Consider the following 24715-nt stretch of genomic DNA (forward strand, 5'->3'; position numbering starts at 1 on the left):
CTCAGGTATTACCGGAAAAGTCCCAACACCGTCGGTTGCAGCTCAAGCTGCTTTGGGGTGTTGTTCACTAGCCCGGTCAGCTTTATTGTGCCCTAGAGAACGATTGATGCGGGTTACACCGAGAACACTACAAAACTATAAAAAAACGGCGCGACCCATCGTGACCCTGACGGCCTGGGACTATGCGATCGCCCGCTTAGTCGATCAAGCTGGGGTCGATGTCATCCTAGTGGGGGACTCCCTCGCGATGGTGGCCCTCGGCTATGAAAATACGCTGCCTGTGACCCTAGAGGCGATGATTCACCATACCCAGGCCGTTTGTCGGGGGGTCAAGAATGCCTTAGTGGTCAGCGATCTTCCCTTTTTAACCTACCAAGAAAGCCTTTCCCAAGCGATCCATACGGCGGGTCGGATTCTCAAGGAAACCACCGCCCAGGCGATCAAACTGGAAGGGGGACACCCAGCGATGGCCGAAACGGTGGAACGTCTCACTCGCTTAGGCGTACCGGTGATGGGTCATGTGGGTCTCACTCCCCAATCGGTGCATACCCTGGGTTATCGACAACAGGGCAATACGGAACTAGAAGCGACACGGGTAATCCAAGAGGCGATCGCCCTCGAACAGGCCGGGGCTTTTGCGGTGGTCTTAGAACATATTCCAGCGACCCTGGCACAGACGATTACCGAAAAACTGACAATTCCGACCATTGGCATCGGCGCGGGACGCCATTGTGATGGGCAAGTGCTGGTGACAGCGGATCTTTTGGGCCTCAGTGAAAAAGCGCCCCCCTTTGCCAAACAATATTTAGACTTAGACAATCTGATTACCAACGCAGTCCAACGCTATAGCGATGATGTTCGTACGCAGCAGTTTCCGCCCCATCTGGGCTCCTAGATTTCTCGTATTAGGGGCAGGGGTACTGATGGGCATGGCCTCGGCCCCCGTCGAAGCTTGGTATCTAGCTTGGATCGCCCTGATCCCCCTCTGGATTTATCTTGGGCGATCGCCCCAAAGGACTAAGTCATCCCCGTCTGCTCAAGGTCGTAAAGGTCTACGGGCGATGCGTAATTTTTACCAGAGATACAAACAGCCCCTCTGGTTGAGTTTTTATTGGGGTTTGGGGTACCAGGGTTTTACGCTGTTTTGGATTACGGGGATTCACCCGATGACCTGGATGGGGGTTCCTTGGCTGTGGAGTTTGGCGATCGCCATTCTTTGCTGGATCATTATCACCCTGTGGGGGGCGGGCATCCCGGTGCTCTGGGCGTTAGGGATGGTTTGTTTCGAGGAATTTCGTGCTTCCTTCGGGCCTTTAAGCTTTGCCGGACGACTTTACCGGGTTGTTTATGGGGCGTCCTTGTGGTGTGTGATCGAATATCTCTGGAGCCAGAGTGATCTTTTTTGGCACTTCCTTGCCTTTAGCCAGAGTCCCCATAATTTAGCGATTTTACAATTGGCTCAACTGTCGGGATTTACCACCATTTCTTGGCTGATTGTGCTGGTGAATGGCTGTCTTGCGGAGGCCTGTTTCGATGAGACTGGGACTGTGCGTTTCCACCGTTGCAGTGGTCTGTTGGGGGGACTCACTCTAATTCTTCTAGGTAGTGCTCACCTGATTGGTTGGTCGCTACTGCAGACAATGCCCGTTACCAGCGATCGCCCTGCCCAAATCGGCATTATTCAGGGGAATATTCCCAACGAAATTAAACTCTACCAAGATGGTAATCAGTTGGCGATCGCCAATTATCGCGCGGGCTATGAAACCCTTGCCCAACAGCCCCTAGACTTGATTATCACCCCGGAGACGGCCTTACCCTTTCGCATTGAACAAATTCTCCAAGCAACCTTTTGGCCCCGCCTGATCCGCACAGAAAACGTCCCCCTTGTCCTGGGGGCTTTTGGTAGTGAAGCAAATAACTTTACCAACAGCCTATTTACTCTCGATCGCCAAGGCTATGTATTCAGCCGCTACAACAAACAGCGCCTCGTGCCCCTGGGGGAATATATTCCCTTTGAAGCTGTCCTGGGCAAGATCATTAATCGCCTGTCGCCCCTTGATGCTCACCTGGTGCGGGGCCAAAACCCAGCAGTGATGCAAACCCCCCTCGGCCCAGCCACCGTCGCTATCTGCTATGAATCTGCCTATCCAGAACATTTCCGTCGCCAAACCGCCGCCGGGGGAGAATTTATCATTGTGGCTTCCAATGACGCCCACTACAGTGAAACCATGCCAGCCCAACACCATGCCCTCGATGTGATGCAGGCGATCGCCAATGGTCGCTGGTTAGTGCGGGCAAACAATACGGGTCATTCGGGCGTGATTGACCCCACCGGAAAAACTTTGTGGTTATCTTCCCTAAATGAATTTGTCACCTACAGCGCACAAATATATTTAAGCGATAAAAAAACACCCTATGTCCACTGGGGAAATTGGCTCGTTAAAGGCCAAGGTTTATTTTTAATAGGAACGGGTTTGTCTGGATATATTAGCTACGCTCACAGAGCCAGAGTTTAAATTACTTATGCAGATAAATAAACAATAAAAAAGGGGAGGCTTTCCCCTTGAAGTTTCCTGAATTTTACAGTCTAAATCATTGCTAGAGAATAAACTTTAATCGGGTAAATTAAGATCCTGCTCCTGGAGGGATTTTTCGATCTGAAACCGTTGCTCGGCGTTACGGATAAAGTAGCCGCCCATCATCGCCGAGGCCAACAGTTGACCAAGCTGTTCACGGCTCATATTGACCGATACGTTAAATCCATCGGCGTGGGATAAAACCCCCAATAACCCAACAATATTACGCTCAATCACTTGATTCACCGCTGGAGATTGGGGCTTTGACATATGGGCAATCATTTCTGGAGACAAAGACTGGACATAATGCCAAAGCTCGTCTGAACCTTGTTGTTTGTTACCTGTGAGACCATAAAAACTTTGGGCTTCGTTATTCACCAGTCTTTCCTCCTAGATGCTCAATGGAAGTGATGGGTTGAATCACTGTGTTTTGATGCAATACTAACTAAGGCTAATGTAACAACTTATTGACAACCTAGAGGGGAGTGTAACCGAACTTTTGCGGTGGCATTTTTACGATTTTTCCCCCCTAGGCGATCGCCAAATTATCCTTTGATTGGGAAATCAACTGGCTAAATATTCACCCATTTCCGCTTTTCGTTTGCGGAGTTTCGCAAGGGCCTCCCGTTCAATTTGACGCACTCGCTCCCGGCTGATGCTCAGATGTTCACCAATTTTTGCGAGGGTGTGGGGCGTCCCATCCCGGAGACCAAAGCGGAGGGTTAAAACTTCCTGTTGTTGGGCGGTCAAATCATTTAACATCCGCGCCAAATCCCGTTTTAGGGCCGCATGGGTCGCGTAGTCGTCGGGGGTCAAGCCATCGTCTTCGAGGAGCTCGATCAGTTCCGTGTCGTTGTTATCGCCAACCCGCAGGTCTAGGGAAAGGGGCTGGCGGGATTTTTCGAGGTAGTCCCTGACTTGCTTGGTGGTTAAACCTAGTTCATCGGCTAGTTCTGGGATTGAGGCAGAACGTCCGTTAGCTTGGGCCAGTTGGCGCTGGGCTTTCTTAATTTTATTGAGCTTTTCGGTGATATGAATCGGGAGGCGAATCGTGCGACTTTTTTCGGCGATCGCCCGGGTGATTGCCTGCCGGATCCACCAGTAAGCATAGGTCGAGAAACGATAACCCTTGGTCGGGTCAAATTTTTCTACCCCCCGTTGCATGCCGATGGTGCCCTCTTGAATCAAATCGAGGAGATCCATATTGCGCTTAATGTATTTTTTCGCCACTGAGACCACAAGGCGGAGGTTCGCTTCGACCATTTTTTGTTTTGCCTGCTTCCCTAGGAGGAGTTGCTTTTTCAGCTCCCGCTGGGAAAGGTTCGCTGCCTGGGCCCATTCCTTGAGGCTCGGCTCTTGATCCTGCTTCTCTGCTAATTCGGCTTTAAGCTTCTCTAGGTTGACCATTTTCTGGACACGGCGAGAATAAAGGACTTCCTCTTCGTGGGTTAAAAGGGGAACTCTTCCAATTTCTTTGAGGTAGGTACGGACAGGATCGGCGGAGTATTTGGCAGTTTTCATAGGTCAACTCGGCTAGAAAGGACGAAATTTAAAAAATGAAAATAAGAAGCTACTCCCTAGACTGGATTCGCCAGGGCTGCGGAAAAAGTGAGTTGTCCACTAAAGGAAACAGGCAAGGTCTGTACTGACGGAGCAGCGATTTAACCTTGGTGAAAAAACGAGAATCGAAATGCTTAATTTTTATTTATGAATTTATTTTACCAAAAAATTAGAGTTTTATTAAGTTTATTTAATAAATGTAAAGTTACTGAGAATGACAAATGGGCCGTAGGGGAAACTACGGCGGACTAAGGGATCCAGGCACAAATTAGGGCGATGGCGAGTCCTCTTGGGGGACAAAATCAGGGTTGCGTTTAGAAAATCCCCAAATAAACATGGCGGCGATCGCCGTGATCATCAGCCATTCAGGCATCACAAAACTGGGATAAACCGCCTTAAGGAGGAGACGAACCCCCACAAAGCCCACGGTCACAAAACCCGCATCTTCTAAGTTGGTAAATTCATCGAGCCAGCGGATAAACAGCCCCGCCAGAAAGCGGAGGGTCAGAACGCCAATGGTGCCCCCAAGCACAATCAACCAAATGTCTTCCGCGACGGCGATCGCCGTTGTGACGCTATCGAGGGAAAAGGCTAAATCCGTGACCGCAATCATCGGGATCGCTTGCCAGAGGGACTTGAACTCTAGGCTATGGTGGTGATTTTTATCATCTTCAGGGGAGGTAAAGTAGCGAAAAACCAGCCACAGCAAATACAGTGCCCCCAAAAGTTCTACTTGCCAATAATGGATCACCCAGGTTGCCGTGAAAATGAGGGTGATTCTGAGAATGTAAGCCACCATCAAACCAATGTTGAGGGCTTTGCGTTGTTGGGTCGGACTGGCTAACCCCTGGGCGATCGCCGCGAGGGCAATGGCATTATCGGCTGAAAGAACAGCTTCTAGGGCCACCAAAATCACGAGAATGAAAGACGTTTCTAAGCTGAAATGCAACTGGGGATGAAGAATTTGCTCGAGCATGGGAAAAATTCGACACAGTAAACTTTTGAGAACAATTCAAGACAAAAAAAGACCGCCCGTCGGGTTGCTGTGGCGGCAAATGGGTCACCTTAAGGCCATTGTAAACAAACTATCCAGTCAACGGCAGAAACTTCTCAGAATCAAGGTTAAAGCGACGCATTTTTGGTGAATGGGTGCAGGTTGGGGTGATATGTTGCGTCTTGTTACAAAACCTTGGGGAAACCAGAGGCAATATCGCAAATTAAGGGATAAACCTCAGTTTATATTCGGAGTTTTTAAAATTATGGGAATTTCTGATACCCAAGTGTTAGTGGCCCTTGCCATTGCCCTCATTCCTGGTGTTTTGGCTTTCCGGCTCTCCACTGAGCTTTATAAGTAAATTTGTCTAAATCTGCCACAGAAGCAGACTTGGGGGTTCCGTGCGGAACCCTTTTTTCATGGCTCCCTTAATTTTTTTTAGTGGCGATAGGCTTTGAGAACACCCGGCTCTGTTTGGATCGGTAAAACCGCCAGGGTATCGCTTTGGGCACAATAGCGAATATCGATTTCATTGTCTAAGCGCAGGAGACGCTGGCCGTGGCTCGCGAGCTTAAAGAGGCCAAATAAATCTTGCTGCCACTGTTGGTAAAGGGAAATTGCCCCGATTACTTCGTCATTCCCTAACTGGTCACTGTCCCCATTCCACAGGGCCTTGGCGATCGCCCCAGCACAGACGGTATCTTCGAGGGAATAATCCCCCTGCCAACCGGAACCGATGAACCAAACGGTGTCTGGCTGTTCTGTCTGGAGAAACTTCACCACGCTCTGGCGATTCACTTGGGCTGCGGTAATCACTGTGGACGCTTGCTCAACGCGCTTGAGGGCCCTCGTGCCGTTGGTGGTTGTTAAGAAGAGGCGCTTCCCAGCCACCATTTCTGGGGTGCAACTGCGAGGAGAATTGCCAAGCTCACAGCCTTCTACCTGTTGCCCGCCCCGTTCCCCAGCCCGGAGAAAGGGGGTTTGCTGCCAAGTTTCACTAAATTGAAACAGTTCATCGAGGTCAGCAAAGGTTTGTACTGCTTCTGCTCCAGCGTGGAGCGCCGTAGCGATGGTCGTGGTGGCCCGCAGTACGTCAATAACCACAGCACAATCGGGGAGTTGATCCGTTGGCGTCGCCTCAGGCGTGTGATACACAAAAAGTTTCACGCAATAAAATCCTTCCTAACAATCCAGTCTAGATTCCAAAATACCTGATTTGGCGATCGCCCCGGACAAAACCTTCATGAGGTTAAGGGTTCTGACCAAGGCTGCCAAACAGCAAGGATCAGCCCAAGCTGGCCGAGAAAAAATCCCAGATTATTTAAACAAGTTAAGCACGGCAGTCCGCACAGAGTCCCTTAACGGTTACTTCATAGCTCTCGGCGGTAACTTGCGTCGCAAACTGACCCAAATCAAAACAGCTAAAGGCTTGCCAAGGCAGATCCTGGATGGCCCCGCAGTCTCGACAGACGAAATGGTGGTGCGGATTAACATTGGCGTCATACCGAGTCACGCCTTCATCTAAGAGCACCTCTCGCACAAGATTCACTTCCCGCAAGACCGTCAGGGCACTGTAAACACTGGCCTTAGAAGCAATGGGTAAATCCGCATTCACATCCTCTAAGATCTGTTCTACCGTGGGATGATCCTGCCGACCGAGTAGATTGGCATAAACCGCAAACCGCTGGGGCGTGATGCGCAACCCCTCTTGCTTCATCGTATTACGAATTTCTGTGGCACTAAAGGCTTGGGACATGGTTTTGGGGAAGAACAGACGACAAGGAAATAATGGGGGCTATTCTGACGAATGGGCCAAGGTGAAATCAAGGCCTGTTCGTTGCAAAATCAGCGATAAAAGCAATTCTTAAGAATTTTTTCGGATTACGGATAAGAAAAAAATATAGGTTAATAGTTCTTTAATGATCTTAGCACCTTAAATTAAGCTTTACGCCTATCTAGGAGAAAGTTCTATCTTATACCTTTCCCTAAGTAAGAATAAATCCAATCAGATCGAAAACGAATTGACGGCATCCTGTGGTCTCATTATTTGGCTTTGATGACATTTAACGGGCTAAACCTCTCCCTCCGGTGATTTCCCTTGGGGCCAAGGGTGGGCAAACAGCACTTGAGTATTTATACTTAAAAACAAGCAAAATCGATATTTCTTCGTTGCATATTTTGCTAGTGGAGCTGTCAAACCATGGAACTCAAAAAAGAAATTCAAGAAATCGGGATCATTTCGGGGTTAGCGTTATTGGTGTCTAGTTTTTTTACGGCCCTCGTCTGCCTGTAGCGCTTCAATAGGAGTTACTGATTCCCCATCGCTGTCAATCAAGCAGCAAGCAGTTGAAGGAGCATCGAGCTTCGCAGTATTCTGGATGTCTGTTATATCAAGACTCTATAGAAATTTTTATGTTTAAATATCGACGCTTGCTCCAGGGGGCGATCGCCTTTTTGACGGCAGTGCTGGTGATTGCCTGTAATTCCCCATCTCCTCCTACGGATGCCGGTAATAATAATGGCAACCTCGCGGAAATTCCCCTGGGTGTTGCCGTCGCCCAGACCAGTAATGTTGCCCTGTTTGGCCAAGAGCAGATCCTCGGCACCCAGATTGCGGAAACTTACTTCAATGAAAACGGCGGCATCAACGGTAAACCCCTAAAGATCATTCTCCAGGATGTGGCTGCCGATGAGCAGGGCGCCATCAACGCCTTTAATACCCTGATCAACCAAGATAAAGTGGTCGGTATCGTTGGCCCAACCCTTTCCCAACAAGCCTTTGCCGCTGATCCGATCGCCGACCGGGCCCAAGTTCCCGTCCTTGGCCCTTCCAATACCGCCGAAGGGATCCCGCAGATTGGTACATTTATTGGCCGAGTTTCTGCCCCTGTCTCGGTGGTTGCTCCCAATGCCGTGGCCCAAGCCCTCAAGCTCAACCCAGAACTACAGCGCGTTGCGGTTTTCTTCGCCCAAAATGATGCCTTTAGTAAATCAGAGACAGAAACCTTCCAGGCAGCTGTGCAAGATTTTGGCCTGGAATTAGTCACGGTACAAAGGTTTCAAACGACCGACACTGATTTTCAAGCCCAGGTGACTGCCGCACTCAATGTTCAACCAGATCTAGTGATTATTTCGGGGTTAGCAGCCGATGCGGGCAACCTGGTGAAGCAACTGCGAGAATTAGGTTACAACGGCATTATTGTTGGGGGGAACGGCTTAAATACTTCTAATATTTTCCCCGTCTGCCAAGCAAAATGTGATGGGGTGTTGGTGGCCCAAGCCTACAGTGCCGAGTTAGATAATGAGATTAACCGCGCGTTTCGGGACGCCTATTTTCAACAAAACCAAAAAGAGCCGCCCCAATTTAGTGCCCAGGCATTCACGGCGATCCAAGTTTTTGTTGAAGCCCTCAGCAGCCTCGATGAAAAAACGCCCTTAGAAACTCTTGCTCTACCGGACTTGCGACGACAACTGCGGGACGAAATTTTTGCAGGTACCTACGTCACGCCTTTGGGTGAAATTTCCTTCACAGAGGAAGGGGAAATTGTCCAGAAGGAATTTTTTGTGGCCCAAATTGAAATGGATGAATCGGGTCAACAGGGCCGTTTCGCCTTTATCGAAGGGAACTAAGTCAAAGCAAGCAGTCGGAGGGAAACCTAATGGAAATTTTCCCTCCGACTCCCCTCAAGAGAAGACACCCTCTGTCCTCTGGACATCTCCCTCAAGGGAGAATGGGGGTTTAGCCCCGGAGTTGATCGAGGACGCTGCGGTCTTCGAGGGTGGAGGTGTCGCCCACAATTTCCTGACCTGCGGCTAGGTTTCGCAACAAACGCCGCATGATTTTCCCAGAACGGGTTTTGGGCATTACATCGGCAAAACGGATTTCTCCCGGACGGGCGATCGCCCCAATTTCTTTCACCACATGGGCCTTGAGTTCCGTTACGAGATCGTCGCTCGGACTGTAGGTGCCCTCAAGGGTGACAAAGGCAAACACCTCTTCCCCCTTAACCGGATCTGGCTTTCCAACCACGGCTGCTTCGGCGACGGCAGGGTGGGAAACGAGGGCCGATTCCACTTCCATGGTGCCGAGGCGATGGCCCGAAACATTTAAGACATCATCGACGCGACCCATAATCCAAAAATAGCCATCTTGGTCACGGCGTGCCCCGTCACCTGCGAAATAAAGGTATTGTCCATCTTTCGGGGCGATGTGCTCCCAATAGGTAGACCGGAAGCGTTCGGGATTGCCGTAAACAGTACGCATCATCCCAGGCCAGGGTTGTTTCACTACCAGGTAGCCGCCTTCGTTGTCACCAACGGAATTTCCATCAAGGTCAACGACATCCGCCACAATCCCCGGAAAAGGACGAGTTGCCGAGCCGGGTTTTGTGGGAGTTGCACCGGGTAAAGGCGTAATCATCACACCACCGGTTTCCGTTTGCCACCATGTATCAACAATGGGACAACGTTCGCCACCAATGACCCGGTGGTACCACATCCAAGCTTCTGGGTTAATCGGTTCACCCACGGTTCCTAAGAGGCGCAGGGAACTCATGTCATATTTATTGGGGATGTCTTCACCCATTTTGATAAAGGCCCGAATCGCTGTGGGTGCCGTATAGAAAATGGTGACACCATATTTTTGAATAATTTCCCAATAGCAACCGGGATTAGACGGACGGGGTGCGCCTTCATACATTAAGACCGTTGCCCCATTAGATAGAGGGCCATAGGTAATGTAACTGTGGCCTGTAATCCAACCCACATCAGCACCACACCAATACACGTCATCATCTTTGAGATCAAAGATCCACTTGGTCGTTATATGGGTGTAGAGATTATAACCGCCTGTGGTGTGGACAACGCCCTTGGGTTTGCCCGTGGTGCCGCTGGTATAAAGGATGAAGAGCATATCTTCGGCATCCATCGGCTCGGCGGGACAGTCAGCGGAGACTTCTTTTTGCAGCTCGTGCCACCAGTGATCCCGCCCGGCTTCCATGTGGACAGGCTCTTTGGTGCGTTGAACGACCAAAACATTCTCAACGCTGGGGGCATGGTGATCGGCGATCGCCGCATCTACTTGATCCTTGAGGGGCACCGCTTTATCTTTGCGGAAGCCCCCGTCGGCGGTGATTACCAGTTTGGCTTCGGCATCTTCAAGGCGACTGCGGAGGGCTTCGGCACTAAAGCCACCAAAGACGACGGTGTGGGGCGCACCAATGCGGGCACAGGCGAGGAGGGCAACGACGGCTTCCGGGATCATTGGCATATAAATCCCGACGCGATCGCCTTTTTTGACGCCCAACTTTTTCATCGCATTGGCAAACTGGCAGACCTCGTGGTGTAGCTGGGCATAGGTGAGGGTACGGGAGTCACCGGGTTCCCCTTCCCAGATGAGGGCGGCTTTATTTTTGCGCCAGGTTTTGAGGTGACGGTCGAGGCAATTGTAGGAAATATTAATTTTCCCGTTGACAAACCATTTGGCGAAGGGTGGTTGCCAATCGAGCACCTTGTCCCATTTCTCAAACCATTCCAATTCCTGTTCGGCGAGTTCCCCCCAAAAGCCTTCGGGGTCATTTTTCGCCCGGTCGTAGAGGGCTTGGTACTGGTCTAAGCTCTTGATCTGGGCCTCGGCAGCAAAGTCTGGTGCAGGCGAAAAAAGGCGCTGCTCCTGGAGGATGGATTCAATGTTTTGTTCGGACATAATAGGGTTATTATCGTGGGATTTATTTCACCCCATTGTCCCCCAAGTCCGCCCCATCAGGGGGTCTCGTGCTTAAGCCGTAATGGTTTGCAAGATTTTTGCGCTCAAGTTGATCGAATGTATGCCCCGGATATGACCTAGGGAGATTCTTCTAAAGCGAGCAGGGTTTGCCAAGTGGCGATCGCCTCAGGGAACCATAACCAACTTTGTTCGAGGCGGCGGGGGTTGAGCTGGGAACGATCGAGATCTAGGGCGATCGCCCGGAGTTTTTCGGCTTTCCCTACAAGAATTTCCTGGTCAACGTCGGTGGGTTGCCTTTGGGCCAAATCGTACATACTAATCGCCAGGCCCGCATAAATCTCTGCCTGGAGGACTGGGGGGAAATCCTGGGTCGTTGCCGCCGCTAAGGCTTCATACCAACGATCATTGGCGGCTTCGTAATCTGCATTGAGGTAATGGACAAAACCCAGGGCCATCAAAATTTCGGGGTTGTTGGGCTGTTGGGCTAGGGCCATGTCCCAATTGTCTTGCACCGTGGCGATCGCCGTTGCTTGGGTTGGCGATGGTGGGACGGCAGCCAAGGTTGTCTGCCAGATATAGCGCCCCCGCAAAAAAGCAATGGTTTCATTCTCCGGGGCGATCGCCGGATCAAACAGTAATGGTTGCACCACACCAAAGGCTTGGCGATCGAGGAGTTCAGCGAGGATCATCTCAGCATTGCCCCAATTGTCTTGGTCAATATCTACCTGGGCCAATTGCACTAAGTCTGCGTCATCGAGCTTGTCTAATTCCCTTTCTGTAAGACGTGTGATCCCCTCCGTAGTGGTCGGCGTTACAGAGAGATTTTGTAAATGTCGGCCCAGTAGAATGCCCCCCAGGGTGAGCATGATGATCAATCCCAACCCTAGGAGGCTACGGGGAAAAGCCAATAGGGAGCGCCAGGAGGGGATCAAGAGCATTCCCCGATGAGCATTTTCAGTATTCGTCTCCGTCTCGGACGGTTCGGGCATATTCGCAAAAATATCTTGGATAAAGGCAACATCCTCCTCGGTTTCTGTCTCCCCTAACCAAGACAAATCAACCGCTGTATCTAAATTTTCAGAATTATCAGCACCAATTGCCCGATCCCGTTGCCGAGAAAAATTCACCGTATAACTCTGCGGTTCGATAAACATCGCTTCCCACGGCAAAAACCACAAAATCCCATCTGGTAAGCCCAAATAGACGTGAATGGGAAGATTATCCACTTTGGCGATCGCCACCATGTCCTGCCAATGCTCGTAAATCTCTCCCGTAAAAAGGGCCGTAAACAGCATTTTCCCCCAGGTCTCTAGGGGGTAATTGGCCCAGGTTGCCAGCCAAGCTTCCGGTTGCCAAGTGACCACTGCCACGATGGGTTCCGCACCAGGGGCGATCGCCGAACTCAAACGCAATTGATACTGGTCATGGCCCAGGGCCAAGATAGACAATTGAAAATCGTGGAGCATAAAAAATCTGTCGTGTCCAGGGAGATGCTGTTACCTTGATCGTAAGCGAGTCTGAATTGTTTCTCGATCAAATTTTTGGGAAATGATGTAATTCGCCACCGCCTTGAACGACCACAGCTACCCCAGCGCTCAACCCAATTCCTGCAACTTTGCCACCAAATCCGCTTGGCCAATGACATAAACCCCGCGAATTTTTTTGTGGGAGACGGCCAACTGGGCACGGGTGAATACTAGCAACGGTGTGACAAAATCAAGCTTTTTTTTATCTCGTACCTGGAGCGCCTGCTTCATCACAATTTGTAAGAAATCCTTCTTAAAGCCATAGATCGTGCGTCCCATGCGGCGATGGAGCCGATGATCCTGGAAAATCACCGTGCCTTTATGGGATTTGACATCAATGACGTAGGTTTTTTGCTGGGGCGAAAAGCAAATCACATCGGCATCCCCCAGGCCATCATCAAGGCGCATCCCATATTCAAAAGACCACCCCTGGGGCTCTAGTTCCTGGAGAATTTTGGCGACATTTTCCTCGGCTTTAGCCCCCTGAACGGCACGGTTTGCGGCTTGCCAAAGATCTAAACCCCGGAAAATAAAACCCATTGCCCCAAAGGCGGCGATCGCCACAATGATGATGGCTGCAATAAACCCCAGACCAATCGCCAAGACCGGAAACATGAACACCACCAAGACCGGGAGTCCTCCCGCCGCCAAGAAAGCCCGCCAGGACTGGAGGCGACGTCTAAAGGCTAAGCGACGTACATTTTGACCCGCTGTTCTAGGGGAAGAGGCAACCATAACTAGCCCAGATAAAAGTTAATCCATCAATAATCCACCAAACATCCAACCCAAAAGTCGTTATCCTAAAGCTGGAATTTAGTTTTCTTTCTATTGCCCATTATTCTGTCGTAAGTTCCATGGAAAAACCCGCCCAAACTCAATATCCAATTCACCCCCTACTGCGTCAACGGTTTAGTACGGTCATCTTTGATGGCGATCGCCCCGTCGAAGCAGAAAAAATTGGGAGCTTATTAGAAGCCGCCCGGTGGGCTTCCTCTTGTTTTAATGAACAGCCTTGGCGGTTTTTGGTGGCCACAAAAGCTGATGCTGCTGCCTATGGCAAAATGTTGGACTGCCTGATGGAAACAAACCAGACCTGGGCAAAAAACGCATACATTCTGATGATTTCTGTCGGAAAACAGCGATTTACCCGCAATGATAACCCGAATCCCTACGGAATGTATGATGTGGGCCAAGCCTTGACCAGTTTAACGATCCAAGCTGAAGCCCTCGGTCTGCGGGTACACCAAATGGGCGGTTTCGATAAAGACAAAGCCCGTGACCGCTACAAAATTCCCGCTGGCTTTGAACCGGCCGCTGCCGTGGCCATTGGCTATCCGGGTGATATTACCACAGCACCAGAAGCCCTCCAGGAACGGGAACAGACCCCCCGTAGCCGCAAACCCTTCGCGGAAATTGTCTTTACTGGAACTTGGGAAAATCCCTATTTCTAAAAATTAAACAAGGGCACAACCAAGGCAAAAAGCACCCCTAAACCCACAATGATTTCTAGGGATTTCAGTAACAAGCTCTGTTGCTGCTGGAATCCCTGTAACCAGTTTTTGGGGCGATCGCCTTCCCGTTTCCCCAGACTAACCATCGAAGTTAATAGGGGCACACCTCCAACTTTAATGCCCAAAAGTAAGTGCAGAGCCAGCGCCCCAAACATGACCCCCCAGGCCAACAGATGACCAAGGTAGGCGAAATGATTGAGTTCTCTTGCCGGTAGCCATTCTTCCTTCATCATCCGGCCTGTAATGACGGCTAAGGTTCCCGCCAGCAGCATGCCTGTATTAATCAGTCGATGGGCCGAAACCCACCAAATCGGTTTTCCCAGTTGCTTTAATTGCGTCAGGGAATTCGGCTGCAACAAACGGCGATCGCCCAGACGAAAACTGTACACCGCAAAGAACGGCAGCAATAAAAGGAATGTTAAGGCGATCGTTCCATGGATGCCCTGCATCGCTTCGAACCGTGGTAGACCCAAACGGCCCCAGCGACCATCATAAATGTCGTAAACCCAAAATCCCGTATCTAAAGCCAGCAATACCAGAATCGCCGTTAGGCCATGGAGCAAGCGCAATAAAATAGGTTGATATGGTTTAGATTGTGCCATGGCTCCATAATATCTTTGAGATTGCTAATATTTGCTCGATTTTACGCAAAAAAGCAACCCATTTCCCTAAGACATTACCGTAACGCAGACTTTGGCAGCGGCAGAGACCCAGGATAACGGATTACCTCCCGCTGACGAGTCTTATCTCCGTTGGGATCGGCCAACAAAACATTACGGATGAAACGGGCGGCAATGCGTTGCAAGAGTCCCTCAGCGATTTTCTGACCTAATTGTTGCGTTTCCGGCTTAATGAGCACTTTAGGAATTAAAGGCAAAATAAACATCGGGTCAAAATCAGGGGTTTCCTGGAGGATGCGCCAAATATTTTGAATGTGCACCAGGTTCGCCCGGTCTTCTGCACTCATCCCCCTAGTCTGGTTGTGGGTTGGCTTTTGACCCAACTGCTCTTGTACCAAACTGGTAATGTTTTGGAAGGTATTACGTCCGAGGATATCCACCGATTGAATAATTTCTTCGGCAAGGCGCTCCCGGATAAATTCACCCCGTTCTGAAAAGATATAGTCAATGGCTTGATTAACCGCCCCTTTAAGATCGTAGTCGGTAGAATCCTTCGCATTGTTCAGTAAATTTTCGAGGCGATTCCAGCGAAAACTGCCTTCTTTAAACAATAAATCCTTCAGAGAATGACGTAATTCCGGAGAATTATCAGTCAACAAGCGCTTTGCAACATAGGGATAAGCTTTACTCAAGACTTTAAATTCTGGATCAACACCAATGGCAATCCCTTCGAGGGTCACCATCGAACGAATAATCAAAGCATAGTAAGCAGGCACCTTAAACGGAAATTCGTACATAATGCCCGACATTTGATCCGTGATGCTCTTGAAATTAAGTTCCGCCACACTAGCCCCCAAAGCATTATTAAAAACGGTGCTTAGGGCGGGTACGATGGGCGCAAGATCAGTATCTGGCTTGAGAAAATCTAATTTGACATAGTCATGGGCCAGGGCTTCAAAATCGCGGTTAACTAGGTGCACCACAGCTTCGATTAACCCATAACGTTGGTAGGGTTCGATCATGCTCATCATGCCAAAGTCTAGATAAGCGAGGCGACCATCATCGAGGGCTAAAAGATTACCGGGGTGGGGATCAGCATGGAAAAAGCCAAATTCCAGGAGTTGGCGGAGGGAACATTCCACCCCGACTTCGACTAAATGGGTGGCATCAATCCCTTTGGCGGCGACTTCCTTGAGGTTAGTTAGCTTCGTGCCATCGAGCCACTCCATGGTGAGGACGCGCTTACCGGTATATTTCCAGTAAATTTTTGGCACATAGATTTCTGCCATGCCGCCGTAGAGTTTTTTGAATTTTTCTGCGTTACGTCCTTCCTGGGCATAGTTCATTTCTTCGAAAATACGCGCCGCAAATTCGTCGGTAATGCCAATCAGGTCGGAGCGGACTTGTTTAACATTATTTTGGAGCCAGCGGGCAATGCGCCGCATGATAAAAATATCGAGGTTGATGCGCTGTTGCAGGTCAGGGCGCTGAACTTTTACGGCAACTTTTTCGCCGGTTTTGAGACGAGCTTGATAGACCTGACCGAGGGAGGCGGCAGCAAGGGGATGATCTGAGATTTCTGCGTAGATTTTTTCGGGGGGTTGTCCTAATTCTTCTTCAATGAAGCGAAAGGCAATTTCATTCGGAAAAGAAGGAAGTTGATCCTGAAGACTGGTTAGCTCCGTCAGATAGACGGGAGGGACGAGGTCAGGACGGGTAGAGAGGGCTTGGCCAATTTTGATGTAGGTGGGGCCTAATTTCGTCAGAATCGCCTTGAGGTGATCGGCTTGTTTCTGTTGGGCTTTGGGATTGTTGTTGTTTCCAGTGGCCTTAGCCCACCAAATTCTGAGTAGCAGGCCACTAAAGCTGGAAATAATGGTGAGGAGGCGTCCCAGAACAGCAAAGGGACGATTGCGGTATCTGGCTTCGATCGCCTCTGGATTGTAACGCCACAGCTCGGACTCCTGGGCGGGCTGTTCGATGACCGAATTGACCGGGGTCGCGGGGGTACGGGTCTGGTATGGCATAGTTTATCCGATGCGATCGCCTACAGTTGAATGGGTTGCATTGTAAATGATTGTAACAAATGTTTCTGGGTTACTCATCTACGGGAACTGCAGACGATCAAAGCGACGGGAGGTGCTTAATTAGAGATGGCACCAGATGAGCGGGCGCTGAGGGGGGCTTGTTTGCCTGGAGTTTCACTAAGGCGCTGGTTCTGGAGAATATTGACTGCCTTGAGAAACTGGGGATCAGCACTCGTCCCGATCAAACTCGGATCGAGACGCAGTTGCGTGAACTGTTCATTATCTAGTTCTACGGTAATGTCAGGACTAACCCCATTCATATTGATACTCATGCCACTGGGGGGATAGTACCGGGAGATTGTGACTGCCAGACCCGCACCGTTGGATAATTCATGGACTGATTGGACGGTGCCTTTACCGTAGGTGCGAGTCCCCACCAGGGTTGCCCGTTGGTTGTCCTTGAGGGCCGCCGCTAAAATTTCGCTGGCACTGGCAGAGTTTTCATCCACAAGCACGACGAGGGGTAAATCGGTAATCGCTGTTTGGTTGGCGCTAAATTGGCGATCGCCCCCTTTGCGATCCACTGTGCGAACGATTGCCCCTTCTTCCATCCACATCCGGGCAATATCAACGCTGGAGTAGAGTAAGCCCCCAGGATTTCCCCGGAGATCCAGTACAAAACCCGTAACCGTTTCCGCCTTTAGATCCTGGATCGCGTTATACATTTGCTCAGCGGCATGGGAACTAAACTCATCAAGGCGAATGTAGCCAACTTTTTCGTCCCCGATGGTTTGTACCCCGTAGTTCACCGTGGCCAATTCAATTTTTGCCCGCGTAATCGCAAGATCTAGGGAAGACTGGTCGCGGCGACGAATTTTTAAATTCACTTCAGTCCCTTCTAGGCCCCGAATCAGTTCCGAAGACTGCTCTAGGCTCAAAAGAGCGGTCACCTGACCATCGATCTGCATAATCTGATCTTCTGCTTGGACTCCCGCCGCCTCTGCCGGAGAATCCGGGAGGACATCGACCACCGTCAAGATCCCAGTTTCTGCATTAATTTCCATGCGGATGCCAATGCCAGATAGTTCGCCGGTGGTTTGGCTGGTTAGGGTTTCAAACTCCTCTGGATCAAGGAATCGCGTGTAGGGGTCTCCCAAGGTTCTGAGGGCACCACGAATTTGACGATAGGCCGTGTCATAGGTATCGTAGTTCTGGCTTAATAAATCTTCGCGGAGTTTTAGCCAAGATTCCGGCTCAAAATTTTTGGCAACGGATTCTGTGTAGACGATCTGCCACATTTCATCAACGATGGCTTTCGGACTATCTTCCATCGCGGCGATCGCCGGACGAGACAAACTGGGCACAGTCAACAAAACTAAAACAGATAACGTTCTGAGAGCACCCTTTACAAAAGTATCTGGGCAACGAGGCAAAGACAGAGCAATCTTTTTCATGGAGATCTGAAGGCGAAGAAAAAAGGGGGGAAGAATGGCGCAAATCACCCCATTGGGACAGGTCAAAGTCAACAATCTACTTTCCTTCTGACTTCCCCACCGGAAAAACGGTTGGAAAAAGTCCCCTGGAACCCCCTGGGCTTGACCCTAAAAACGCCGTGGGTGAGAAACTTGCAAGTCTCGAACGCTTTTAGATCAGCTTAGAGGGAAGATTGACTCGACCGAATCTTGTGCGGTTGCCCTCCATTGTAATCAATTCAGTTTTGCTTTTATCGGGTACGACAGCACATTCTTACAAAGGGCTTAAAGGGTCGCTGAAGCCATGGGACATCTGTATCCCAATTACTCCAACAATTAGCCCCCATTTTCAGCAATTATGCTGGGGTGGTGATCTGCTATTCCACAGAAGCCGAGATGATTCTGTTGCTATCTGCCGCTGAGCATCTTAGGGATCAAGAGATACCGCGTTGCCATCCCGACTAATGAATCTGCGGAGAAGCTAGATCTCCGTAATAAATCTATGCAATGTAGGGCAAGAATGGTGCTTTTGCTTTAAGATAGGCGAGATTTTTCGTCCCATGGGTAAACAACTGTAAAAATCAAGAAATTTATATTATTTTTGCCCTTAAATCGTTGTATCTCCGATTTTTTCTCGCTACCATTGGACTTGAGTTATAAGTGCTCGATCAACCATCTGTAACCTTAACTGGCTGCTGCTAGTGAAAGCTCAAGCGACCTATGGAAATACAATTAATTAATATCGGTTTCGGTAATATTGTCTCTGCCAATCGTGTCATTGCGATTGTGAGTCCTGAGTCTGCACCGATCAAACGGATCATTAGCGATGCTCGCGATCGCGGCCAATTAATTGATGCCACCTATGGTAGACGTACCCGAGCAGTGATTATTACAGATTCCAGCCATGTGGTACTATCAGCGATCCAACCAGAGACAGTGGCCCATCGCTTTGTTGTGCAAAAAGATCCCGCCATGGCGATGACCAAAGTTTAACGGTTGAGTTATCATCTCCCGTCGCCGTCGAATCCATGACCACCCCCGGAAAATTAATTGTCCTCACAGGGCCCAGTGGTGTTGGTAAAGGAACCTTAGTTCGTTCTTTACTGCCGCGCCACCAAAATTTATTTCTCTCGATCTCAGCAACAACCCGTCAGCCCCGCCCCGGAGAAGTGGATGGGCAAGACTATTTTTTCAAAACCCGTGAACAATTTGAGGCGATGATTGCTGCGGGGGAGCTCCTCGAATGGGCCGAGTATGCGGGAAATTACTATGGCACCCCTCTGCCTCCGATGAAAACACAAATTCAACAGGGAAACTTTGTCATCCTCGAAATCGAGGTCATTGGGGCCAACCAAGTTAAAGACATCTATGCAGATGCCCTCAGAATCTTTATTTTGCCACCGTCCTTTGAAGAATTAGAACAGCGGCTGCGGGGACGGGGCAATGATCCAGAAGCGGCGATCGCCAAACGGCTCGTCCGGGCAAAAGAAGAATTGGCCATGAGCCACGAGTTTGACCATGAAATTGTCAATGACGACCTAGAAACAGCCTTAACAGAACTCGAAAAAGTAATTTTCAGCTAGCCAAAACGCCACCGCTGCAAACTGAATCCATTACAATCAAACAAATAAGACAAAAACAACAACGAGCTTACAGACCCCATGATTCCAACCGTTATCGAAAGTTCTGGTCGGGGCGAACGTGCCTTTGATATTTACTCTCGTCTACTCCGGGAGCGCATTGTGTTCCTTGGAACCCAAGTCAATGACGAAATTGCCAATCTCATCGTGGCACAGTTGTTATTCCTCGAAGCCGATGATCCCGAAAAGGATATTTACCTCTACATCAATTCTCCGGGGGGTTCTGTCTCAGCCGGCATGGGGATCTTCGATACGATGAACCAAGTGCGTCCGGATGTTTGTACGATCTGTATTGGTCTAGCGGCCAGTATGGGGGCGTTTCTGCTGAGTGCTGGGGCCAAAGGGAAGCGTATGAGCTTACCCAACTCTCGGATTATGATCCACCAACCCCTAGGTGGTGCCCAGGGTCAGGCGACGGATATTGAAATCCAAGCCAAGGAAATTCTTTATCTCAAGGGCAAGCTCAATCAACACCTGGCTGACCACACTGGGCAACCTTTAGAAAAGATTGAGATTGATACAGACCGTGATTTCTTCATGTCTGCGGCGGAGGCCAAGGATTATGGCCTCATTGACCAAGTGATTGAGAGAAGTCCTTCGGCTACAAATCCAGCTTAGATTTTTTTCTGTTGCGAATGATTGACCGTCCTCCTATTCCTAGGAGGATTTTTTGTGGTTAGGGTTTGTAACCTATGGCGCGATAAATGGTCAGGGTAATTGCGCCGTGGGGATGTTGCGGCACTTGGCGGAAGTGAATCAAGCCGTTTTCGAGGCGGTCTTGATTTTTGCCTAATTTCTCTACCATCTGGGGAATCATCAGTTTGATCCAGGTGTCGAGATGATCGACTAAGCCTTTTAGGTCTTGATTTTGGGGACTGTGCCAATGGTGAACGGCGATCGCCTCATTTTTGACCTCAGTAAAGCCCGCCTGTTCTAAATATCCCCCTAAGCTGCGACCAACATAGGGATTGCCGTCTGCAACCTGGAATAACTCGCAGAGGGCCTGCTGAAAATAGTCAAAATCAGGATGGGACGGATAAATCAGGAGGCTCTGGTAATCGGTTTCTGTTAGGCAAATTTTGCCCCCTGGTCGTAAAACCCGCAACGCTTCAGCAATAATTCCCGCTGGATCGGGCACGTGCTCCAGGAGCCACACGGTCAGGGCAAAATCAAAGGTATTTTCTGCCCAGGGCAAAGCGTAGGCATCTCCCACCTGTAGGTCAGTCTTGAACCCCAGGCGACGTAAATATTCTGTGGCATAGGCAATTTGACGGGGTTGGTGGTCAATGCCCGCAAAGGTTAGGGTGGGAAACTTTTCACCGATGATTCCGAGGACAGCGCCGACGCCACAACCAATGTCTAAAATTTTCGCCTTGGGGTCAAATGCGAGATCTTTTAACAACAGGCGATCGCCCCAGTAGCGTGCTTGATCAACGAGACGTTGTTGTTCCTCTGGATCATACCCGTGGATATATTCAGCCATATCCTTATTTTCCACCCAAAATATGCCTGCTCAACAATCTAACGCACTTAATCCCCCTTTCTCTGTCATTGTGGCTTGTTTTTGGCGAATTCAAGTCAGGGTTGCGAGGGAGATCAAACGCGATAAAGCTCAAAAAATATTACAGATTGGCCGTGAAGTTGTTGCCATTGGGAACATAGTTTAGTACAAATCATCTTAAGATCATGTGTTTTGTACCATGGCACCATAAACATTCAACGCCTTCACGCCTGTGGCTTGTCCCTTGAAAGTGATTAAGCTCGTGGCACTGGCGCAATATTTCGACTATGCAAAAATTAACCGTCGCCCAACAAGAACTCTACGATTGGCTTGTTTACTACATCCAGACAAACCAACATGCCCCATCCATTCGCCAGATGATGGTCGCGATGAATTTGCGATCGCCAGCACCAATCCAAAGCCGTTTAGAACGACTGCGCAAGAAAAAATACATCGACTGGATCGATGGCAAAGCCCGTACTCTCAAGATTTTGCGCCCCCAACAACAGCGAGAAGGTCTGCCGATTCTGGGGACAATTACCGCTGGTGGCCTGGTTGAACCTTTTACGGATGATCAAAGTGAGACCCTGATCCTCAATCAAGTCGTCAACCAACCTAATTGTTATGCCCTCAAAGTCACCGGTGACAGCATGATTGAGGCCTTCATTACTGAAGGGGACTACGCGATTATGCAAAAAGTATTTGATCCAGACCGTGTTAAAAATGGCACCATTGTTGCGGCGCGTGTGACAGGGGACGGCACAACCCTAAAGCACTTTTATCGGGAAGGAAAAAAAGTTGTTCTTAAGCCCGCAAACCCCAAGTATGACGAAATAAAAACCGATGCGCTGAATGTCGATTTACAGGGGGTTTTAGTGGGAGTTTGGCGCGGCTACGGCCAATAGGCGACGATAAACTTCAATAGAAATAGAAAGTACAACCCCTGAATTATTTGACTTGCAGAGATATTCATTCAGGTTACTGTTAATCTTTGTTATTTATGCTTCTTCCGGACAAATAGTCAGTTGTGCCGGGGGCATCGTTTGATTTAAAACAACCTGGGTAATTGTGGCCTGTTCTCGTTCTAAGTCTTCTTGGTAACCCGCCAGATGACAGCGGGCTATTTTTTCACTGGAAAAAGGGCCAAAGTAGTAGACACAAAATGGATTCATGGTAGTCACTTTGAGCCACCAATCGCGGTTATAGGGTTGGTTGAGATAATAAAATACAGAACCCAGGGCTAGGGAATAGACCGCAAAAATAATTAAACCAGTCATTGTTCAAACCTCACTACAGCAAAAGTCAATATTTATGTAGATGCTTCAGCAGACAAATTTCGCAATTTCGACCAGAAATCAATGGTTTTCGCCAATATTTGTTGCTAGGCACTGGACGAGGAGACTTTTGGTTGAAAAATTCTCCCAGGCGATCGCCCGCTGAATAATATGACTCCTTAAATGCTAGCGAAGTTTCCAGGGCACAGACCCCAAGCAGTTGAGGAAATTCACGAAAGCGTACTATCGTATAAACAGTCCCATACACCAGAAAATACCGCGATGACTGCTGAGAACAATGCTTCCGACAAGGCTTTAGAGTTGATGAAAAACTTTGCCGAAAAATATGCCCAACGCACAGGCACCTATTTTTGTGTCGATCCTTCGGTAACGGCAGTTGTGATCGAAGGCCTCGCTAAACATAAAGAAGAATTGGGTGCGCCCCTCTGTCCCTGTCGCCATTACGAAGACAAAAAAGCGGAAGTCGACAATGCCTTTTGGAACTGCCCCTGTGTCCCCATGCGGGAGCGCAATGATTGTCACTGTATGCTCTTTATCACCGAAGACAACGATTTCGCTGGCGATAAGCAGGAAATTGAACTGGATTACGTCAAAGAAGTAGCGGCGAGCATGAAAGGATAGAGCCGATGACAATTCCAGAGACTTTTTTCGTGGGGGTAGAGCAACTAAACACTCAACAGTTTTATGCGTGCCACGATACCCTTGAGGCTCTGTGGTTTGAGGCTATGGAGCCAGAAAAGTCTCTTTACCAAGGTATTTTGCAAATTGCCGTGGCTTGTTATCACCTCAGTAATGATAATCTCAGGGGCGCGACAATTCTCATGGGAGAAGGGCTACGTCGCCTCCGCCAGACGGAAGAAGAAGTTTACGGTGGCCTGAATCTCGTGGACTTTATTCAGCAGGGAGAGGTGCTGCTCGCCAGTTTGCAACAGTTACCCACGGCAGAGGTGACAACTTTTTATCAGGCGCTCCAAGCAGAGAATCGTTTCCCACGCCTCAATCCCGTTTAGGTTGTTTCTTCTCTAAATATTAAAGTGCCAAAAGATGACTAGCGATACGGTGGGCCGCCCCAGCCGTCCCCATGCGCTCCTGGCCGTTGATGGCGATCGCCTGGAGTAAATCAGGATGACTCAGCAGAAAATCCACTTTGTCAGGAACGGCTTTGGGGCTAGAACAAAGAAGCACGGATTCTCCCAGGAGCCGGGTTTGGGCATCAGCGAAGGCCGGGGTAAATTGGGGGCCAGCACCGACGATGGTCAAAGCAGGCTTTCCAAGGCCAACAAATTGTTCGGTGGCCGTACCCGCCATGGCGATCGCCAAATCAGCACAGTGCAAACTTTCGGCATAGCGATGTTGGGTGAAGACAAGCTGAGCTTTATTTTGCTGGAAAACCTGGGCTTCAGGATCACCAAACGTGAGTTCAGTGGGCTGAGAATCGAGTTTTTGCCAACCTAGAGAGGACAAACAGTCGAAGAATTCTCCTGGGTCGAGACTAGGGGCGATCGCCGCGATAAAATTCACCGCCTGGTACTTTTCCACAAATAATTGTGCGGCTTGGAGAATTTTTTGCCAATTGTGCAGGGCTTCCGGGGGGCGCGAACCGGGCAGCAAGACAAAGGTCAAAGTTTGTTTTGTTTCCTTCTGGGGCAAATTTTCAGGAGGTTCAAGGCCATCCATCATGGGATTGCCTAGATTTACGGCGGGAATCTTGTAGGTTGTTAAAACATCGATGGTGAGGCGATCGCGCGGATAAACAGCCACACATTTTTTGCGACTAAGCAGCCACCGTTCCCAAGGCAAATAAACTGACCCAAACCACTTTTCAAGGGCAGAGGTTTTCGGGAGCCAATTTCCCTGGCGATCGCGCAAATAATATTCTGACTTGGCTGTCCCCACAAAAGCATATCGGCAACCACTGAGCCAAGCAAAAATGAGCGGGACAATATCACCCACCGCAAGAATTAAAGACTTTTCTTTTCCTTGATTTTTCCACCGTTTCACAGCCTGATATTGTTGCCAAGTGAGCTGCAGTAAACCCCCTTTAAGATCCCGCATTAATTGCCGATTATCCATATATACAAAGCCCCCGGAAGGCATTTGCTGGGTACGACCAATGATTGGTATATCTAACTTTTGGTAGGCATGACCTGTACCAACAATGGGTAGCGCGGCGAGGCTTGCTTCCGGGTTTTGGGCTTGGATGGCGCTGAGGATTTGGACGGCGATCGCATCTTCTCCGTGGCCATTACTGAGACATAAAATCCGCAT

25 protein-coding genes are annotated in these 24715 nt (G+C 49.5%); 11 read left to right on the top strand and 14 right to left on the bottom strand.

Features of this window, described 5'->3' with window-relative positions:
- Window positions 1-106 precede the first annotated feature (106 nt).
- Window positions 107-895, top strand: a complete 789-nt coding sequence (panB, locus tag AWQ23_RS09320) for a 3-methyl-2-oxobutanoate hydroxymethyltransferase (RefSeq protein ID WP_012307440.1) — start codon at window positions 107-109, stop codon at window positions 893-895.
- Window positions 852-2516: an apolipoprotein N-acyltransferase gene (lnt, locus tag AWQ23_RS09325; RefSeq protein WP_232308883.1), complete on the top strand. Its 1665-nt coding sequence runs from the start codon at window positions 852-854 to the stop codon at window positions 2514-2516. The genes panB and lnt overlap by 44 nt, the downstream gene beginning before the upstream one ends.
- 96 nt (window positions 2517-2612) lie before the next feature.
- Here lnt and AWQ23_RS09330 read toward each other — a convergent pair whose 3' ends face one another.
- From AWQ23_RS09330 to AWQ23_RS09340, 3 genes are all read right to left on the bottom strand, one after another.
- Window positions 2613-2954: a DUF760 domain-containing protein gene (locus AWQ23_RS09330; RefSeq protein ID WP_062434748.1), complete on the bottom strand. Its 342-nt coding sequence runs from the start codon at window positions 2952-2954 to the stop codon at window positions 2613-2615.
- A 186-nt stretch (window positions 2955-3140) separates the two neighbouring features.
- Complete coding sequence (locus AWQ23_RS09335; protein ID WP_012307443.1) at window positions 3141-4097, bottom strand: RNA polymerase sigma factor, RpoD/SigA family; 957 nt, start codon at window positions 4095-4097, stop codon at window positions 3141-3143.
- Window positions 4098-4404: 307 nt separating this feature from the next.
- A complete protein-coding gene (locus tag AWQ23_RS09340; protein ID WP_030006384.1) occupies window positions 4405-5112 on the bottom strand; it encodes a TerC family protein in 708 nt (235 codons plus the stop codon).
- A gap of 283 nt (window positions 5113-5395) precedes the next feature.
- Between AWQ23_RS09340 and psaM the strand changes: the two genes are divergently transcribed.
- Window positions 5396-5491: a photosystem I reaction center subunit XII gene (psaM, locus tag AWQ23_RS09345; RefSeq protein WP_012307445.1), complete on the top strand. Its 96-nt coding sequence runs from the start codon at window positions 5396-5398 to the stop codon at window positions 5489-5491.
- Window positions 5492-5568: 77 nt separating this feature from the next.
- Here psaM and AWQ23_RS09350 read toward each other — a convergent pair whose 3' ends face one another.
- Window positions 5569-6297, bottom strand: coding sequence for a 2-phosphosulfolactate phosphatase family protein (locus tag AWQ23_RS09350; protein WP_030006385.1), 729 nt, complete (start codon window positions 6295-6297; stop codon window positions 5569-5571).
- A gap of 163 nt (window positions 6298-6460) precedes the next feature.
- A complete protein-coding gene (locus AWQ23_RS09355) occupies window positions 6461-6886 on the bottom strand; it encodes a Fur family transcriptional regulator (RefSeq protein ID WP_030006386.1) in 426 nt (141 codons plus the stop codon).
- A gap of 656 nt (window positions 6887-7542) precedes the next feature.
- Here AWQ23_RS09355 and AWQ23_RS09360 point away from each other — a divergent pair.
- Entirely contained in the window at window positions 7543-8760 is a 1218-nt protein-coding gene (locus AWQ23_RS09360) for an ABC transporter substrate-binding protein (RefSeq protein ID WP_062434751.1), read from the top strand.
- Window positions 8761-8869: 109 nt separating this feature from the next.
- Here AWQ23_RS09360 and acs read toward each other — a convergent pair whose 3' ends face one another.
- The 3 genes from acs to AWQ23_RS09375 all read right to left on the bottom strand — a co-directional run bounded on the left by acs (window position 8870) and on the right by AWQ23_RS09375 (window position 13116).
- Window positions 8870-10834, bottom strand: coding sequence for an acetate--CoA ligase (gene acs / locus AWQ23_RS09365; RefSeq protein ID WP_062434754.1), 1965 nt, complete (start codon window positions 10832-10834; stop codon window positions 8870-8872).
- 137 nt (window positions 10835-10971) lie between these two features.
- A complete protein-coding gene (locus tag AWQ23_RS09370) occupies window positions 10972-12321 on the bottom strand; it encodes a hypothetical protein (RefSeq protein ID WP_062434757.1) in 1350 nt (449 codons plus the stop codon).
- A 129-nt stretch (window positions 12322-12450) separates the two neighbouring features.
- Window positions 12451-13116 (bottom strand): nuclease-related domain-containing protein, encoded by a 666-nt coding sequence (locus AWQ23_RS09375; protein WP_062434759.1) that lies wholly within the window; start codon window positions 13114-13116, stop codon window positions 12451-12453.
- Window positions 13117-13235: 119 nt separating this feature from the next.
- Between AWQ23_RS09375 and AWQ23_RS09380 the strand changes: the two genes are divergently transcribed.
- A complete protein-coding gene (locus AWQ23_RS09380) occupies window positions 13236-13832 on the top strand; it encodes a nitroreductase family protein (RefSeq protein WP_062434762.1) in 597 nt (198 codons plus the stop codon).
- Here AWQ23_RS09380 and AWQ23_RS09385 read toward each other — a convergent pair.
- The 3 genes from AWQ23_RS09385 to AWQ23_RS09395 all read right to left on the bottom strand — a co-directional run bounded on the left by AWQ23_RS09385 (window position 13829) and on the right by AWQ23_RS09395 (window position 17993).
- Window positions 13829-14494 (bottom strand): cytochrome b/b6 domain-containing protein, encoded by a 666-nt coding sequence (locus AWQ23_RS09385; RefSeq protein WP_062434765.1) that lies wholly within the window; start codon window positions 14492-14494, stop codon window positions 13829-13831. The genes AWQ23_RS09380 and AWQ23_RS09385 overlap by 4 nt on opposite strands.
- Window positions 14495-14568: 74 nt before the next feature.
- Window positions 14569-16539 (bottom strand): AarF/ABC1/UbiB kinase family protein, encoded by a 1971-nt coding sequence (locus tag AWQ23_RS09390; RefSeq protein WP_062434767.1) that lies wholly within the window; start codon window positions 16537-16539, stop codon window positions 14569-14571.
- A gap of 116 nt (window positions 16540-16655) precedes the next feature.
- A complete protein-coding gene (locus tag AWQ23_RS09395) occupies window positions 16656-17993 on the bottom strand; it encodes a S41 family peptidase (RefSeq protein WP_049761732.1) in 1338 nt (445 codons plus the stop codon).
- Between the two features lie 738 nt (window positions 17994-18731).
- On the opposite strand from AWQ23_RS09395, the gene remA reads away from it, so the two are divergent.
- From remA to clpP, 3 genes are all read left to right on the top strand, one after another.
- Window positions 18732-19004, top strand: coding sequence for an extracellular matrix/biofilm regulator RemA (remA, locus tag AWQ23_RS09400; protein WP_012307456.1), 273 nt, complete (start codon window positions 18732-18734; stop codon window positions 19002-19004).
- Window positions 19005-19039: 35 nt separating this feature from the next.
- Window positions 19040-19594, top strand: coding sequence for a guanylate kinase (gene gmk / locus AWQ23_RS09405; protein ID WP_062434770.1), 555 nt, complete (start codon window positions 19040-19042; stop codon window positions 19592-19594).
- A 78-nt stretch (window positions 19595-19672) separates the two neighbouring features.
- Window positions 19673-20269, top strand: a complete 597-nt coding sequence (gene clpP / locus AWQ23_RS09410) for an ATP-dependent Clp endopeptidase proteolytic subunit ClpP (protein ID WP_012307458.1) — start codon at window positions 19673-19675, stop codon at window positions 20267-20269.
- 58 nt (window positions 20270-20327) lie between these two features.
- Here the strand turns inward: clpP and AWQ23_RS09415 are convergent, their stop codons facing one another.
- Entirely contained in the window at window positions 20328-21134 is an 807-nt protein-coding gene (locus AWQ23_RS09415; protein ID WP_062434773.1) for a class I SAM-dependent methyltransferase, read from the bottom strand.
- Between the two features lie 305 nt (window positions 21135-21439).
- On the opposite strand from AWQ23_RS09415, the gene lexA reads away from it, so the two are divergent.
- Window positions 21440-22057 carry a transcriptional repressor LexA gene (gene lexA, locus AWQ23_RS09420; RefSeq protein WP_012307460.1) on the top strand — a complete coding sequence of 206 codons (618 nt, stop codon included), beginning with the start codon at window positions 21440-21442 and terminating at the stop codon, window positions 22055-22057.
- 93 nt (window positions 22058-22150) lie between these two features.
- Here the strand turns inward: lexA and AWQ23_RS09425 are convergent, their stop codons facing one another.
- Window positions 22151-22429 (bottom strand): DUF1816 domain-containing protein, encoded by a 279-nt coding sequence (locus AWQ23_RS09425; RefSeq protein WP_012307461.1) that lies wholly within the window; start codon window positions 22427-22429, stop codon window positions 22151-22153.
- Window positions 22430-22708: 279 nt separating this feature from the next.
- Between AWQ23_RS09425 and AWQ23_RS09430 the strand changes: the two genes are divergently transcribed.
- Window positions 22709-23068 carry a ferredoxin-thioredoxin reductase catalytic domain-containing protein gene (locus tag AWQ23_RS09430; protein WP_012307462.1) on the top strand — a complete coding sequence of 120 codons (360 nt, stop codon included), beginning with the start codon at window positions 22709-22711 and terminating at the stop codon, window positions 23066-23068.
- A 5-nt stretch (window positions 23069-23073) separates the two neighbouring features.
- A complete protein-coding gene (locus tag AWQ23_RS09435) occupies window positions 23074-23457 on the top strand; it encodes a DUF309 domain-containing protein (RefSeq protein WP_062434776.1) in 384 nt (127 codons plus the stop codon).
- Between the two features lie 19 nt (window positions 23458-23476).
- Here the strand turns inward: AWQ23_RS09435 and AWQ23_RS09440 are convergent, their stop codons facing one another.
- On the bottom strand, window positions 23477-24715 hold the full coding sequence (locus AWQ23_RS09440) for a lipid-A-disaccharide synthase-related protein (RefSeq protein ID WP_062434779.1): 1239 nt from the start codon (window positions 24713-24715) through the stop codon (window positions 23477-23479).

The organism is Picosynechococcus sp. PCC 73109, assembly GCF_001521855.1.
In the GTDB taxonomy this organism is placed as follows: domain Bacteria; phylum Cyanobacteriota; class Cyanobacteriia; order Cyanobacteriales; family MRBY01; genus MRBY01.

What these genes read in the sequence shown, in the direction of transcription:
- panB (WP_012307440.1), top strand. Translation starts at nt 107, where the DNA reads ATGCGGGTTACACCGAGAACACTACAAAACTATAAAAAAACGGCGCGA.
- lnt (WP_232308883.1), top strand. Translation starts at nt 852, where the DNA reads ATGATGTTCGTACGCAGCAGTTTCCGCCCCATCTGGGCTCCTAGATTT.
- AWQ23_RS09335 (WP_012307443.1), bottom strand. Translation starts at nt 4,097, where the DNA reads ATGAAAACTGCCAAATACTCCGCCGATCCTGTCCGTACCTACCTCAAA.
- AWQ23_RS09340 (WP_030006384.1), bottom strand. Translation starts at nt 5,112, where the DNA reads ATGCTCGAGCAAATTCTTCATCCCCAGTTGCATTTCAGCTTAGAAACG.
- psaM (WP_012307445.1), top strand. Translation starts at nt 5,396, where the DNA reads ATGGGAATTTCTGATACCCAAGTGTTAGTGGCCCTTGCCATTGCCCTC.
- AWQ23_RS09355 (WP_030006386.1), bottom strand. Translation starts at nt 6,886, where the DNA reads ATGTCCCAAGCCTTTAGTGCCACAGAAATTCGTAATACGATGAAGCAA.
- AWQ23_RS09360 (WP_062434751.1), top strand. Translation starts at nt 7,543, where the DNA reads ATGTTTAAATATCGACGCTTGCTCCAGGGGGCGATCGCCTTTTTGACG.
- acs (WP_062434754.1), bottom strand. Translation starts at nt 10,834, where the DNA reads ATGTCCGAACAAAACATTGAATCCATCCTCCAGGAGCAGCGCCTTTTT.
- AWQ23_RS09370 (WP_062434757.1), bottom strand. Translation starts at nt 12,321, where the DNA reads ATGCTCCACGATTTTCAATTGTCTATCTTGGCCCTGGGCCATGACCAG.
- AWQ23_RS09375 (WP_062434759.1), bottom strand. Translation starts at nt 13,116, where the DNA reads ATGGTTGCCTCTTCCCCTAGAACAGCGGGTCAAAATGTACGTCGCTTA.
- AWQ23_RS09380 (WP_062434762.1), top strand. Translation starts at nt 13,236, where the DNA reads ATGGAAAAACCCGCCCAAACTCAATATCCAATTCACCCCCTACTGCGT.
- AWQ23_RS09385 (WP_062434765.1), bottom strand. Translation starts at nt 14,494, where the DNA reads ATGGCACAATCTAAACCATATCAACCTATTTTATTGCGCTTGCTCCAT.
- AWQ23_RS09390 (WP_062434767.1), bottom strand. Translation starts at nt 16,539, where the DNA reads ATGCCATACCAGACCCGTACCCCCGCGACCCCGGTCAATTCGGTCATC.
- AWQ23_RS09395 (WP_049761732.1), bottom strand. Translation starts at nt 17,993, where the DNA reads ATGAAAAAGATTGCTCTGTCTTTGCCTCGTTGCCCAGATACTTTTGTA.
- remA (WP_012307456.1), top strand. Translation starts at nt 18,732, where the DNA reads ATGGAAATACAATTAATTAATATCGGTTTCGGTAATATTGTCTCTGCC.
- gmk (WP_062434770.1), top strand. Translation starts at nt 19,040, where the DNA reads ATGACCACCCCCGGAAAATTAATTGTCCTCACAGGGCCCAGTGGTGTT.
- clpP (WP_012307458.1), top strand. Translation starts at nt 19,673, where the DNA reads ATGATTCCAACCGTTATCGAAAGTTCTGGTCGGGGCGAACGTGCCTTT.
- AWQ23_RS09415 (WP_062434773.1), bottom strand. Translation starts at nt 21,134, where the DNA reads ATGGCTGAATATATCCACGGGTATGATCCAGAGGAACAACAACGTCTC.
- lexA (WP_012307460.1), top strand. Translation starts at nt 21,440, where the DNA reads ATGCAAAAATTAACCGTCGCCCAACAAGAACTCTACGATTGGCTTGTT.
- AWQ23_RS09425 (WP_012307461.1), bottom strand. Translation starts at nt 22,429, where the DNA reads ATGACTGGTTTAATTATTTTTGCGGTCTATTCCCTAGCCCTGGGTTCT.
- AWQ23_RS09430 (WP_012307462.1), top strand. Translation starts at nt 22,709, where the DNA reads ATGACTGCTGAGAACAATGCTTCCGACAAGGCTTTAGAGTTGATGAAA.
- AWQ23_RS09435 (WP_062434776.1), top strand. Translation starts at nt 23,074, where the DNA reads ATGACAATTCCAGAGACTTTTTTCGTGGGGGTAGAGCAACTAAACACT.
- AWQ23_RS09440 (WP_062434779.1), bottom strand. Translation starts at nt 24,715, where the DNA reads ATGCGGATTTTATGTCTCAGTAATGGCCACGGAGAAGATGCGATCGCC.